Source organism: Acinetobacter sp. YT-02, assembly GCF_002412355.1.
Lineage (GTDB): Bacteria > Pseudomonadota > Gammaproteobacteria > Pseudomonadales > Moraxellaceae > Acinetobacter > Acinetobacter towneri.
The window spans coordinates 16179-30684 of record NZ_NOZT01000049.1 but is presented as its reverse complement, the minus strand read 5'-3'; the positions used below and the strand labels follow the sequence as shown (position 1 = coordinate 30684).

The following is a 14506-nucleotide window of genomic DNA, read 5'->3' as shown; positions in this document are numbered from 1 at the left end:
AGGTGTATCTCAAAGCTTATAGCAGTGTCACAGATGCGAAAAAGCAATTGAGTGCATATTTTGAGTTTTATAATTTGAAACGACCTCATTCGAGTATAGCCAAAATGACACTCAATGAGTTTTACTATGATCAGCTACCCCAACAAAACAAGGTGGCTTAACTAGAGCGGAATATCACTTATAAATACGCTTTTAGTTGTTCAAACAAGTGGGACTGCCTCTCTACAATTAATCATCCTTCAAAAAAGGTAGAAATAGAAGATATAAATTATTACGCTGACTGGGCTCAACGTATTTTAGAAAAGGGAAAATCAATCATACAAACTAAATACATCGTTACATATTGAATAGACAAAAACGAGTTACTTTTACTCAATTATCTTTATAATTTTTAGCATAACTAATGTTTTAGTCATTCGCTTATTATACATTTTCATTTAACATTCGTACTATTTTTACAACGCAACAAAACTAGAAACTTACTTTCCGAGGCAAATTATGTTAAAGCATTCAATTAAACTTACAGCGCTTGCGGCTGCAACTTCTTTACTCCTGAGTGCGTGTGGGGGAAGCAGTAGTGGTGGCGGTTCTACTCCATTCACTCCAAAGAGTGTACAAGGTGTAGCCGTTGACTTTTATGTGGGTGGAGCCACGGTATCATTTGACGACTGTGATGGAGTAACCGCTGAAACTGATGCTGACGGTAAATTCAATTACACTACTACTCAGGCATGTAATGAATCTGCTCTTACAGTTACTGGTGGAACAGACCTTGTAACTGGACTACCATTTACGGGAACACTTAAAGTCAAAAAAACTAAATTACAAGATCTTGGCTCTTCGACAGTTCTAGTCGCAAGTCCACTTACCACTCTTGAATATTATGTAAGTTCAGCTCAAGAATTAAATACAATCCTAGCAAATTTAGGTATTACAAATATCAATGCTTCTAATCTTTCTACCTTTGATCCCGTTTCTTCTGGTACTGCTCAAGAAATGGCGTCTATCTTCGTATTGCAACAGTTAATCACGCAAATTGAAGATAGTTTACAAGCACTTCCAAATAGTGAAGGCAATGCTGCCCTGAGCCTTGAAGAAGCAACCGCTTTAGCTATAAATGCAGTAATTGAAACACTAAAAACCCCAAATCAACCATTGTTTGATTCAACAGGTACGATCTCACCGACTCAACTCAGTGCTGTTTTAGAAGCGGCTGTGAACACAGCAAATGAAAAGTTAGAAGAAAAAGGAGCAGAGATCCAAGTTCCTGAGCAATTGGCTGTTCAAGTACAAGGTAATATTCAAACTCTTTCTGATCTAGTAGCTACGGTGCTTACAACAGGGGAAAGTGCGAACGACCTAGTGAATGCGATTGAAAATAATGAGGGGTTACTTGAACAAATCCAGGATATCGTCAAAACTCCTCTTATCAATAGTTTCTCTCTTGCTTCTTATTCTTTGGAACAAATTAAAAACTCTACCGCAGCAGCACCGTTACTCGTAAACCGTACTGATATTAATAATACTGCCCGTATCACTTTTGCAATGGCGAATACCACGACCAATGTAAATGAAAGCGCTGAGGTTGGCTTTAAAGTAGTTGCCAATCGTAATGCATTAGAAGAAACCTTAGATGTATACCTAGACAAATTGAATATTGTCTTTAATATAGATGGTTCAATTCAATCAGCAACCATCCCAGCAGGCGCAACTTTTAAAATTGCTTCATCATTAGGTAGTATTACAAATGGAACATTTGAAGCAGATTCAGACATCTCAATTGCTTCAAATGGTTCAATTTCTTTATATGACATGGTTCAACAAAACAGTACTTTAGCTAATTACTATAATCAGTACTTCAATCTGTTACGTGCAGAGGATAAAATCACTGTTACAACAGTTGTTGCACCACGTATGTATGTGATTGATCCTGAATTAGGCTTAAACAGTGGCTCCGTTACTATTGCTAATACTAGTTTAAATGGTTTCGCATTAACAGGTCACTTTAAACTTAACTAATCTGAATCAATTAAAGCCAGCGTTTTTGCTGGCTTTAATTATTGAATATTCTAAAGTGATTAAATACATGAAATATGCTTTTACAACGCTGGGATTAGGCCTACTGTCTTCTCTTACCGCTTGGGCTGCACCAAATGATCTATATTTGCAAGCCAATAGCTTTACTCAAACTGATACTGCACTCAGTATCGGTATAGATGCAGTAAATGATACGATTGATGTCTTTAATATTCGAGAAACTGAAGGTGTCTCAGAAGGAGCCGGAGATTATATCGGTGCGCATGTACATCTTATGCATAAATTCTCTCCAACCTGGGGCCTAGAAGCCAGTTATCAATATCGGGAAATTGATTATGCGCAAGATACCAATACTATTTCCAGCCCTCTCCTTGCGGTGCGTTACACACCTGACTTTAATCTAAATAAAAATGATACCGTGATATTCCGTCTGAGTACTTGGGGCAATTTTTCTGATGAAATCAAAAAATCCACCCCTACGCAGATCCAAAATCGTACTTTAGAACAAATTACGGTTCAAGATGCTCAAGATTGGCAATTACAACTAGACAGTATTTTTAGCCGTAAAATCGATCATATGAATATGGTTAATTTATTTACGACCCTTGGTTATAGTAAGGTGAAAGTAGATCAATTAAATATCCAAGGGCAGAAAGATGGCTGCCTCATGGATCTCCAAATTCAGTCTAATAATCAATATACTGGTCAGCTCAGTCAACCCTGTAGAATTGATGATTTAATTGTTAAAGAGTTGAATATAGCCGGTGATGCCAATGAGCTTGGGATCGATATTCAAAAAGATCTGAATTATGACGCTTTTTATGCAGGATTTGGTGGTTCTTGGAATTGGCGTTATCGTAATTTTGAAAGTCAATTGGCCTATCAGTATCAACGCTTATGGCGTAAAGACATTGATGACCGGATTAGTAATTTCGGTGCTGCACCCATTAAAGATAACCATAGTGTAGGACTTAAATTAAACTATGATTTTAGTCCTCAAGTCAGAGGCTTTATTAAGGGTGAAATGTATCAGCATAATTTAATCGGTTATGTCCCTTTCTTATATAATGGTGTCACGGCTTCTCGTTTAGATAAAAAGTACGGTTTAGCCTCAGTGGGGATCACCCTACACGGTTTCTAAACTGCCTTTATTGATAGGGGGTTATAGCCAGCCTGATTTTAAACAGAGGTGGTCCCACTTGTTTGAACAACTAAAAGCGTATTTATAAGTGATATTCCGCTCTAGTTAAGCTACCTTGTTTTGTTGGGGTAGCTGATCATAGTAAAACTCATTTGGTGTCCATTTGTATAAGAATATGCAACCATGTAACCAAGATAGGTTTTTGAGTGGATTTTTGCAATGTGAGTTGTTGAGTAGTGTTGTAAATTTCAAAAGAAAATTATTTACAATAGGTGAGTATTGCGGTGGTGGGCTGATTTCAGCCCACCGATCACTTCAGATTAATCATCATCCTTATTGGCTTTATAGGCATAAGCATAGTTATAGCCATAGCCATAACCGCCCGCTTCACGTTGAATATCATTTAAAATAAAGCCGGTTACTTTCACGCCAGCTTGTTCAAAGCGGTTGACTGTCAGTTCAAGCTCTTTCATTTGCGTCTTGGCATAACGTGCCACTACCAAATTCACACCCGTATATTGTGAAATAATAATCCCATCGGTAACCGCAAGGACTGGCGGGGTATCAATCAGAATATGGTCAAATTGGCTCGACAAGTGCGTGAGCATATCTGCAAATTTTTGCGTACTTAACAACTCTGACGGATTGGCAGGGCTTTTACCACGACTGATGAAGCTTAAATTTTCAACTTCAGTACTACGCACAATACTGCCTAACTCTTGCTGACCATTTAGGTATTCGGTTAAGCCAGGCTTTGGGTCGTAATTAAAGTATTTATGCATATAACCACGACGTAAGTCAGCGTCAATCAATAATACGCGCTTATCACTTTGCGCCAAAATGGTGGCTAAGTTAGTCGAAATAAATGATTTACCTAACTCTGGTGCAGGGCCACAAATCATAATGATATTGTTTTTGGCACTGCTTAAGGCAAAGTGAATGGCAGTACGCATGCTGCGCAGGCTTTCAATGGCAACATCATCACTATTTTTAACCGCAAGAATAGGAAGATTCTTTTTCTTTTTCAGAATTTTAATAAGGCTTTCTTGCACAGGTGAATGTGGCACAGTGGCATAAACAGGTAAATCCAGTTCATTTTCAATTTGATTCGAGTCTTTAATACCTGAGCGCAACATATTACGCAGTAAGGCCAATAATGTGCCCAGAAAACCACCCAAGAAAACGGACAAAATTAAAATTTGTAATTTCTTTGGTTTAATTGGCTCAATCGGCTCTACTGCAGTATCGACAATACGCACATTGCCAATTTCACCTGCTTTGGCAATCCGCAGTTGTTGGTAAGAGTTAAGCAAGCCTGTATACAGCTGTTGTTTGACTTCTACTTCACGGAACAGTTGTAAATATTGGCGTTGTAATTCCGGCAAGCGTTTGAGCGTGCCGTCTAACTCTGCAATGCGTTTGTTAATTGCCCCCAGTTGCGCATTCATTTGCTGCATGACAGGGTGTTCGTTGGTGTACTTGGCCGCAGCTTCAGCCACTTGTTGCTCTAACTGCGCTTTTTGGGTTTCCAAAGTAATACTTTGGGTTAAATATAACTCAGATTCTTTGGTCACATCGACTGTATTAAATTGTTGGCGGAAACGGTTAAATTCACGTTCTGCCACATCTAATTGTTGTTTCAGTTCTGGGAGTTGGTCTTCCAAAAACTTTAAGGTCTGTGCTGTTTCTGCACTACGACGCTCAATATTTTGTTGGCTATACGCTGCTAAAATGGCATTCAGTACTTGGGTAATGTGTTGTTTGTCTGACCCTTGGTAATTCAGCCCCAACACGCCTGTTAACTTGCCTTTTTCTGCTACTGAATAGTTGGCAGTTAAGCTTTTCATGGCAGCAGGCAGGCTTTGCTTTTGGATGTTATAGGCAGCGTTAAAGCTGTCTTGACTAAAAATTGCGACTTTCCACAGCCCAAATTCAGACTGTAATTGACTGGCTTGGTTTAAAGGTGCAGAAAAAACCACCTGTTCGGTTGCTGCATCGGTTAGGCTGTATTTGCCTTGTGCAAATTTTAAAATTAAGTTTTTATCTTGAAAATATTGCGGGATATCGAACTGGCGGATATCAAAACTTTTTTGATTGTCTTTAAACAGCACTGACTGAGATGAATATTCACTGTCATATTCATGCTTGGACAATAAACGGTTCCAGAAACTGTCTTCTGTACCCGAAACGCGAATATCTAAATTCAGATGATCAATCACGCTGCCCAACACCAAACGTGATTTTAAAATTTCAATTTCAGCTTGTGCAGGTGATTTCTGCTCAATCATGCTGGACAGATCACCCAATAACGCTGCAGAGGCACCTTTACTGTCTTCGACCTGTACCAAGGCATCTACTGCATAGGTGTCTGGCGTAGTTCTTAAATACAGTAAAGCGCAGACGATACTGAGTAGAACGCAAAGGGTAATCATTTTCCATTGTGCGATTAAGGAAAAAAATAATTCCTTTAAATCAATGGTGTCTTCGGTGTTGGCGGTTTGGCTCATAGTTTAAATATCAAAAAAGTAGAATTTTAAAAAAGCTAGAATATCAAGAAACTAGATATATTTTTTCCAGTCGGCAATGCAGGTTTGAATTAACGCACAGGTCTCATCAAATACGGCCTGATCATGCTGATAGGGGTCGGCCACGTTTTTACTTTGCCAGTGTCCCAATCTAAAAGTTTTACCCTTAGCAAAGGGCCAAGTTTGTTCAACATGCTTTTGTTGATTTTGGCTCATCACCAAAATCAGGTCGGCTTTTTTAATTAAGTCTGCATTGAGTTTTTTTGCCACGTGTGGACTCATGTCGATGCCATGACGTTGCATGCATAAACTGGCTTTGTCATCGGCTGCATGACCCACCAAGCCTGAAATACCTGCAGATTCAATCTGTAAGTGTGGGTACTGCTGTTTTAAAAAGTATTCTGCCATGGGGCTACGGCAAATATTGCCGATACATACCACCAAAATGTGATTAATTTTCATTAGTTCCCCAAACGATCTAGGTTATATAAAGCATTTGAGAATGGAATAATTTGGTTAACCACACGTTGCCAGCGTGCCAAGCCTGAAGCATCGACATAGACAATATCATTGCTGCGCATTTTAAACTGATTGGCTAGGCCAAAGTCGGCAATGCTGGTTAAATCCATGTGATAGACCTCGGTATGTGCTGCATTAGGCTGGCTACGCACCACATAAATTTTACTGCGGCTGGCAGACAGTGGGTTTAAGCCTAGGCTTTCACCCAATACATCGCTTAAGCTCATGCCTTGATCACGCATAGGTAAGGACTGATTTTTGCCTGACTCACCCATCACATAAATTTTTTGGTTTTCACGGTTGTTGACATACAAGGTGTCATTCGGCTGAATGAGTAAGTTGTGTAATGAAAGCCCTGCTTTTTCCAACTCTACGGTATTGAGTTGATAAGTACGCCCCTGACGGACTAAAGTCATTGAGGCATTGTCACCTTGTTGAGCATTGACCCCGCCTGCCATACCTAAAGCGGTATAGACACTGACAGGTTGATCATTTAAATAGAATTGCCCGCCTTTCATGACATTGCCTTGTACCGAGTATCGCTGCCCTTGGTAAGACAAGACTCGTACAATCACGTCTGGGGTTTTTAAATAACGTGCCAATTGACCGCGCAACTCGCGGTTCACTTGTGCTAAAGATTTACCTGCGGCTTTATAACGCCCGATAATAGGAAATTGAATATAACCCTGTGAGTCAATCTGATAACCGTTATTAGGATCAGAATTACTCCCAGAAATTTCAGGATATGCCCATAAATAAATAGAAAGAATATCGCCTGAACTTAAGGTGTATTGACGCTGTGGTATATGAAATAAATGCGCATAGTCTTGTTGAATATTATGCACCGCAGGTTGTACTGCGAGCATTGAGTCTTGGGTGAGTTTAATCACATTGACCGCTGTACCCAAGTCGGTGGTGTAAACCCCTTCGCGAGGTAAGTCGTAGGTTTGTAAGCCAGAGGTAACGGCGCAACCGGTCAAAGTCAGACCGCAAGTCAGTAAAAAAGCCAGTTGAATTTGTCGCACATGAAATCCCGTTTTTAATATTTAATTCGATAAATTTGCTATATTCTACCTGAGAAGTCCGCACTTTCTATAACAAAATGTATCTGATTATAATTGAATAGTGAGCGAAAAGGAGACGGGCTTAGCTTAGCCTTATGACCTTTATAGGAAAAATATTTTGAAATAAAATGAGCAAATATTTAACAGGGATTAGCTTTTTGGTACTAAATCTTAACCTAAATTTCATGTTTTTCTGCTAGTATTCCTGCCGAAAGATTTAAGCTTCGTAAGTACATTATATAAATAAGGCGTGGAAATGCTATCTATTGCAGATTTAAAAATTGCGGTGATTGGTCTAGGTTATGTGGGCTTGCCACTTGCAGTTGAATTTGGAAAAAAATTACCTGTGGTCGGTTTTGATATCTACCAAAAACGAATTGATGAACTTAAAAGTGGCCAAGACCATACCCTCGAAGTTTCCCCAGAAGAACTTAAACAAGCGACACATTTAAGTTACTCAGCCAATTTAGATAACTTACGCAGCTGCAATTTTTTTATTGTGACTGTTCCAACCCCAATTGATAAATTTAAACAACCTGATTTAACACCACTTATTAAAGCCTCTACCAGTATAGGGAAAGTGCTTAAAAAAGGCGATGTAGTGGTGTACGAGTCTACAGTATACCCAGGTGCAACTGAAGAAGCTTGTATTCCAGTTTTGGAACAAGTGTCAGGCTTAAAATTTAATCAGGATTTTTTTGCAGGTTATAGCCCAGAGCGAATTAACCCTGGCGATAAGCTACACCGAGTCACCAATATTTTAAAAATCACTTCAGGCTCTACTCCAGAAGTAGCAGATTTTGTAGATCAGGTTTATAACTTGGTGATTGAAGCAGGTACACATAAAGCAACTAGCATTAAAGTGGCTGAAGCAGCAAAAGTCATTGAAAATACCCAGCGTGATGTGAATATTGCTTTAATTAATGAATTAGCCGTGATCTTTAATAAGTTGGGTATAGATACTGAAGCGGTTTTACAGGCTGCAGGAACCAAGTGGAATTTTTTACCTTTCCGCCCTGGTTTGGTGGGTGGGCACTGTATTGGGGTAGACCCATATTATTTAACCCATAAAGCACAGTCTTTAGGCCTGCATCCAGAAATAATTTTGGCGGCACGTCGTTTAAATGACCGTATGGGTGAATATGTTGCAACACAATTGATTAAAGAGATGGTGAAGCAGCGTATACAAGTGGTAGGTTCAAAAATTTTAGTGATGGGCTTAAGTTTTAAAGAAAACTGTCCAGATATTCGTAATACTAAAATTATTGATATGGTTCAGGCTTTAAAAGAATATGAGCTAGATTTAGATATTTATGACCCGTGGGTAGACCCGAAAGAAGTGGAACATGAATATGGTTTAGCCCCAGTGAATGCATTAAAGAATAATGAATATGACGCAATTATTTTAGCAGTTGCGCATGATCAGTTTAAACAAATGACTGCGGCAGAAATACATGCTTTGGGTAAGAGTAAGCATGTGCTCTATGATTTAAAATATTTGTTAGAAAATGATGGCTTAAATATTAGGCTTTAATTTGTATTTTATTTAAAAATATTTTCAAAGAAACTATTGAGGAAAAAATGTTAGAAGGCTCAACAATTTTAGTAACAGGTGGTACAGGCTCATTTGGCAATACTTTTGTACCAATGACATTGGAAAAATATAATCCTAAAAAAATTATTATTTTCTCACGCGATGAAATGAAGCAATGGGACATGGCTAAGAAATATCAAGGAGATGACAGAGTTCGTTTCTTTATTGGTGATGTCCGCGATAAAGAGCGTTTGTACCGTGCTTTAGATGGGGTGGATTATGTAGTTCATGCGGCTGCCACAAAAATTGTACCTACGGCCGAATACAACCCATTTGAATGTGTGAAAACAAATATTAATGGTGCGATGAACTTGATTGATGCCTGTATCGATAAAGGTGTAAAAGGTGTCGTTGCACTTTCAACTGATAAAGCAAGCAGCCCAATTAACTTGTATGGTGCGACCAAGCTTGCATCAGATAAACTATTTGTAGCAGGTAACTCCTATTCTGGCGAACATGGCACTAAGTTTTCTGTTGTGCGTTATGGGAACGTGATGGGTTCGCGTGGCTCAGTAATTCCATTCTTTTTGTCTATTAAAGATAGCGGCGTATTACCTATTACCGATGAGCGCATGACCCGTTTTATGATTTCTTTAGAGGATGGGGTTGAACTGGTTTGGCATGCTTTTGAAGACATGGTTGGTGGTGAAATTTACGTTAAAAAAATCCCATCTATGAAAATGACAGATCTGGCTCGTGTGGTTGCACCTGAAGCTAAGCAAGAAGTTATTGGTATTCGCCCTGGTGAAAAACTACATGAACAAATGATTAGTGCTGAAGATGCTTATTATACTTATGAATACCCAGAGCACTTTAAAATTTTACCGACAATTAATAAGTGGGCAACAGATCCAGCGCGTATTAAAGATGGTAAACGTGTACCAGAAGGTTTTGTATATGCAAGTGATAACAATACCGAATGGATGAGTGATGCTGAATTGCAAGCTTGGATTGACGCTAACCGTGAGAAAATAGGAAATATTTAATATGTTTATCTCATATGGCAAGCAAAATATTAATCAGCAAGATATTGATGCTGTTATTCAAGTGCTGCAGTCAGATTTTCTTACACAAGGCCCACAAGTTCCTTTATTTGAAAAAACTGTTGCAGAATATGTTGGAGCAGAATATGCATTGGCGGTGAATAGTGCAACTTCTGCTTTGCATATTTCTTGCTTGGCATTGGGATTGCAAAAAGGAGATGTATTGTGGACATCTCCTATTACTTTTGTGGCTTCTGCGAATTGCGCTCTTTATTGCGGTGCAGACGTCGATTTTGTAGATATTGATCCGCAAACTTATAATTTGTCTGTAGATGCACTACAAAAAAAACTAGTACAGGCTAAATTAGAAAATAAATTACCTAAAATAGTGATACCTGTGCATTTGTGTGGGCAGTCATGCGATATGGAAAAAATTCATGCGCTGTCAAAAGAATATGGATTTCATATTATTGAAGATGCATCTCACGCAATTGGAGGAAAGTATCAGTCAGCCTATGTAGGTGCATGTAAATATTCTGATATTACAATTTTTAGTTTTCATCCAGTCAAGATTGTGACTACTGCTGAAGGTGGGATGGCATTAACCAATAATGCAACCTTGGCACAGAAGATGGACTTGCTTAGAAGTCATGGGGTTACCCGTAATACGGCATTAATGAATAAAGAGACTGAAGGGCCGTGGTATTACCAGCAGGTAGAATTAGGCTTTAATTATCGTATGACAGAGTTACAGGCGGCTTTGGGCGTTTCTCAAATGCATCGATTAACTCAATTTGTAGAAAAACGTCATACAATTTCAAATAAATATAATGAAATTTTGAAAGATTTACCCATTATTTTACCGTACCAGATTCCTGAAAGTTATTCAGGTTTGCACTTATATGTAATTCGTCTGAAGTTGGGTGAACTAAAAGTAGCGCGTAAACAAGTTTTTGAGGCATTACGCGCCAAAGGTATTGGTGTAAATGTTCACTATATTCCTGTGCATACGCAGCCCTACTATGAAAATCTAGGTTTTAAACTGGGAGATTTTCCTGTAGCTGAAGCTTATTATGATTCAGCGATTAGCTTACCAATGTACCCTGATTTGACAGATGATCAGATTCAATATGTGTATGAGTCACTGAAAGAGGTTTTGGTATAACAATGCAGTTGGCTGTGATTCCTGCACGTGGTGGAAGTAAAAGAATACCTCGTAAAAATATAAAGATGTTTCATGGCCAACCTATGATTGCTTGGTCAGTTCAAGCAGCTATAGAGAGTGGTTGTTTTGATGAGGTTTGGGTATCTACAGACGATGAGGAAATTGCGGCAGTTGCGCAAACTTATGGTGCGAAGGTGCCTTTTTTAAGACCTGCACATTTATCTGATGATTTTGCAACCACTGCAGATGTGATGTCACATGCAGTAGAGGAATTTGGCAAGATAAATCAAGTTTTGCCAGATTATATTTGCTGCTTATATGCGACTGCTCCGTTTGTGACAAAAGCAGATTTGGTGCAGGGGCTAGAAAAGATTAAAAATAATAGTAATTTGAATTATGTGTTTAGTGCAACAACTTACCCATTCCCGATTCAACGTGCAATAAAACTGAATACACATGACACAGTAGAAATGTTTTCACCACAATATTTTAATGTCCGCTCTCAAGATTTAGAAGAAGCTTGGCATGATGCGGGGCAGTTCTATTGGGGTACTGCAGAAGCTTGGTTAAATAAAGCTATGATTTTTGCCTCTCAATCTAGTGTTGTAGAGTTACCGCGTTTTAGAGTACAAGATATAGATACACAAGAAGACTGGGACCGCGCTGAATGGTTATTCAAAGCAATACAGCAATGAGAATTGTCTTTCGAGTAGATGCCTCTATTCAAATGGGTACAGGGCATGTAATGCGGTGTTTGACTTTAGCCGATGCTTTAAAGAATCAGGGGGGGGAATGCTATTTTATTTGCCGTGAGCATCCTGGTAATTTAATTGGTCTAATCACCCAGCGAGGCTATCATGTTGATGCATTGCCTTATATGGATTTATCTCAAGAAGATAAGTTGCAAAACCATAATCTTGATCTTGCGCATGCTTCTTGGCTAGGTGCAACACAAAAAGAAGATGTGAGTTTATGTATTCCTATTCTAGAAGCATTAAAGCCAGATTGGTTGATTGTTGATCATTATGCTTTGGATGTACGCTGGGAAAAAGCTTTGCGTCCATATTGCAAACAAGTAATGGTTATTGATGATCTAGCCGACCGAGAACATGACTGTGACTTGCTATTAGATCAGACATTTGGGCGAGATTTAAAGGATTACATAGCACGAGTTCCAGTCTCTTGTGAAATTTTGTGTGGTGCTGAATATGCTTTATTACGTCCTGAGTTTTCTCAGTGGCGTGAGTATAGTCTTGAACGTAGAGAAAACAGCCAACTCAAACATCTGCTGATTAATTTAGGTGGAGTGGATAAAGACAATATTACGACCCAAATACTTATAGCACTTAAGCAGTGTTCTTTACCTTCTGAATTAAAAATTACAGTAGTGATGGGTGGGACTGCTCCATGGATTAAAGAGGTGCGCCAACAAGCTCAAGATATGCCTTGGGCAACCGAAGTCGTGGTGGGTGTAAACAATATGGCTGAATTAATGGCAAAAAGTGATTTAGCGATTGGGGCTGCTGGTTCTACTTCTTGGGAGCGGTGTTGTTTGGGACTTCCTTCTATTATGGTTGTGTTGGCAGAAAACCAAAAAATTATTGCAAGTAAACTTGAAGAAGTAGGAGCAGCTGCACTTTTTGATGTAAAAAGGTTAAGTAGCGTAAGTCTTTTAAGCTCGCAACAAATTTTCCCCCACGTGCTTAAATGCATGAGTATGGCTGCCAGAGAAATTACAGATGGTTGTGGAGCATTACACATTCTGAGACGGCTTAGGAATAAGGGTTAATTATGCATATTAGTTTTTTATGTAGTGATAATAATCATCCAGTTAATGAATATTTAAAAAATTGGATTAACAAGCAACAAGATAAGCATATTATTGAACTTGTTCAAAAAAAGAGCGAGTTATCTGGTGGTGATATTCTTTTTTTAATTTCGTGTTCTGAAATAATTAATGAAGAAGATCGCTCAGCTTATAATACTTGCTTGGTAATACATGCTAGTGATTTACCTTTGGGCAGGGGGTGGAGTCCACATATATGGCAGATTATTGAGGGAAAAGAAGAGCTTACTTTAAGTCTTTTAGAGGCTCAAGATAAGGTTGATAGTGGTAATATTTGGAAAAAAATAAATTTTATTGTACCTAAATACGCCCTATGGGATGAAATAAACAAGCAACTTTTTGATGCAGAAATTAAGCTAATTGATTTTGCAGTAAATAACTTTGGGGAGATTACTCCAGAGCCACAGAATCCTAATATTTCGCCAACATATTACCCACGACGTTTGCCAATTGATAGTCAAATAAATCCTTCTATGAGTATCGAAAGTCAATTTAATAGAATTCGGGTTTGTGATCCAAATAGATTTCCTGCCTTTTTTGAGCTGAATGGTAAAAAATACAAAATAACTTTAGAGAAGATCGATGATGAAGACGATAAAGATTAATGACCGTGTAATAGGTGAAAACTATGCACCTTATATTATTGCTGAACTATCTGCGAACCATAACGGTAGTTTAGAAACAGCATTTAAGATTATACATCAAGCGAAGTTAAATGGTGCGGATGCCATTAAACTACAAACATACACACCTGATACTTTAACATTGAACTCTAATAATGATGATTTTGTAATTAAGGGTACATTGTGGGAAGGGAAAACACTGTATCAATTATATGCTGAGGCATATACTCCTTGGGAGTGGCATAAGCCTTTATTTGATTATGCTCGTGAGTTAGATATTACTATTTTTAGTTCCCCTTTTGATCGAACAGCGGTAGATTTACTGGAAGACCTAAATGCACCTGCATATAAAATTGCGTCTTTTGAAGCAGTAGATTTGCCTTTAATTAAATATGTGGCGGCAACGGGCAAGCCAATGATTATTTCTACAGGTATGGCAGATAAAGAAGAAATAGCAGAAGCAGTACAAGCCGCCTATGATGGTGGCTGTAAAGAGTTAGCGATTTTACATTGTGTGAGTGGCTACCCTGCGCCAGCGGAAGATTATAATTTAAGAACGATTCAGGATATGGCTTCAAGTTTTAATATTCCTGTTGGTTTGTCTGATCATACTTTAGATAATACAACTGCTATTGCCTCGGTCGTATTGGGTGCTTCTATTATAGAAAAGCATTTTACTTTAGATCGTAATGGCGGTGGGCCTGATGATAGTTTTTCATTGGAACCCGAAGGTTTGAAACAATTATGTGTTGGTGCCAAAACAGCATGGCAGGCTTTGGGTCAGGTAGATTATGGTCGTAAATCTAGTGAGCAGGGTAATGCACAATTTAGACGTTCACTTTATTTTGTAAAAGATATGAAAGCGGGTGATGTCATTGATGAAACCTGTATACGCAGCGTACGCCCAGGCTTTGGTTTGGCGCCTAAGTTTTATGATGAAATTTTAGGTAAAACCTTAGTGCAAGATGTAAAGAAAAACACGGCGACACGCTTAGAGCTGCTTAAGTAA

General features: G+C 38.6%; 13 protein-coding genes. 10 read left to right on the top strand and 3 right to left on the bottom strand.

All coding sequences use genetic code 11. The features are described from left to right. From CF596_RS11935 to CF596_RS11925, 3 genes are all read left to right on the top strand, one after another. On the top strand, positions 1-161 hold a 161-nt coding region (locus tag CF596_RS11935), incomplete at its 5' end, for an integrase core domain-containing protein (RefSeq protein WP_143228688.1). 337 nt (positions 162-498) lie between these two features. Further along, positions 499-2019: a hypothetical protein gene (locus tag CF596_RS11930; protein WP_096902596.1), complete on the top strand. Its 1521-nt coding sequence runs from the start codon at positions 499-501 to the stop codon at positions 2017-2019. 67 nt (positions 2020-2086) lie between these two features. Further along, the gene (locus tag CF596_RS11925; protein ID WP_096902598.1) at positions 2087-3178 is read left to right on the top strand and encodes a hypothetical protein; all 1092 of its coding nucleotides are present in this window, start codon (positions 2087-2089) and stop codon (positions 3176-3178) included. A gap of 320 nt (positions 3179-3498) precedes the next feature. Here the strand turns inward: CF596_RS11925 and CF596_RS11920 are convergent, their stop codons facing one another. The 3 genes from CF596_RS11920 to CF596_RS11910 are packed head-to-tail and all read right to left on the bottom strand — an operon-like array spanning position 3499 to position 7247. Further along, positions 3499-5685, bottom strand: a complete 2187-nt coding sequence (locus tag CF596_RS11920; RefSeq protein WP_096902595.1) for a polysaccharide biosynthesis tyrosine autokinase — start codon at positions 5683-5685, stop codon at positions 3499-3501. 51 nt (positions 5686-5736) lie between these two features. After that, on the bottom strand, positions 5737-6165 hold the full coding sequence (locus CF596_RS11915; protein WP_096902594.1) for a low molecular weight protein-tyrosine-phosphatase: 429 nt from the start codon (positions 6163-6165) through the stop codon (positions 5737-5739). Beyond that, the gene (locus CF596_RS11910; protein ID WP_096902593.1) at positions 6165-7247 is read right to left on the bottom strand and encodes a polysaccharide biosynthesis/export family protein; all 1083 of its coding nucleotides are present in this window, start codon (positions 7245-7247) and stop codon (positions 6165-6167) included. The genes CF596_RS11915 and CF596_RS11910 overlap by 1 nt, the downstream gene beginning before the upstream one ends. A 295-nt stretch (positions 7248-7542) precedes the next feature. Between CF596_RS11910 and tviB the strand changes: the two genes are divergently transcribed. The 7 genes from tviB to pseI are packed head-to-tail and all read left to right on the top strand — an operon-like array spanning position 7543 to position 14506. Beyond that, positions 7543-8820, top strand: a complete 1278-nt coding sequence (tviB, locus tag CF596_RS11905) for a Vi polysaccharide biosynthesis UDP-N-acetylglucosamine C-6 dehydrogenase TviB (RefSeq protein ID WP_096902592.1) — start codon at positions 7543-7545, stop codon at positions 8818-8820. A 47-nt stretch (positions 8821-8867) separates the two neighbouring features. Beyond that, positions 8868-9866 carry a UDP-N-acetylglucosamine 4,6-dehydratase (inverting) gene (gene pseB, locus CF596_RS11900; protein ID WP_096902591.1) on the top strand — a complete coding sequence of 333 codons (999 nt, stop codon included), beginning with the start codon at positions 8868-8870 and terminating at the stop codon, positions 9864-9866. A gap of 1 nt (position 9867) precedes the next feature. Then, positions 9868-11028 carry a UDP-4-amino-4,6-dideoxy-N-acetyl-beta-L-altrosamine transaminase gene (gene pseC / locus CF596_RS11895; RefSeq protein WP_096902590.1) on the top strand — a complete coding sequence of 387 codons (1161 nt, stop codon included), beginning with the start codon at positions 9868-9870 and terminating at the stop codon, positions 11026-11028. A 2-nt stretch (positions 11029-11030) separates the two neighbouring features. Continuing rightward, on the top strand, positions 11031-11723 hold the full coding sequence (gene pseF, locus CF596_RS11890) for a pseudaminic acid cytidylyltransferase (protein ID WP_096902589.1): 693 nt from the start codon (positions 11031-11033) through the stop codon (positions 11721-11723). Then, positions 11696-12817 (top strand): UDP-2,4-diacetamido-2,4,6-trideoxy-beta-L-altropyranose hydrolase, encoded by a 1122-nt coding sequence (pseG, locus tag CF596_RS11885; RefSeq protein WP_242439159.1) that lies wholly within the window; start codon positions 11696-11698, stop codon positions 12815-12817. The genes pseF and pseG overlap by 28 nt, the downstream gene beginning before the upstream one ends. 2 nt (positions 12818-12819) lie before the next feature. After that, positions 12820-13479, top strand: a complete 660-nt coding sequence (locus tag CF596_RS11880) for a UDP-glucuronic acid dehydrogenase (RefSeq protein ID WP_096902587.1) — start codon at positions 12820-12822, stop codon at positions 13477-13479. Then, the gene (gene pseI, locus CF596_RS11875; protein ID WP_096902586.1) at positions 13457-14506 is read left to right on the top strand and encodes a pseudaminic acid synthase; all 1050 of its coding nucleotides are present in this window, start codon (positions 13457-13459) and stop codon (positions 14504-14506) included. The genes CF596_RS11880 and pseI overlap by 23 nt, the downstream gene beginning before the upstream one ends.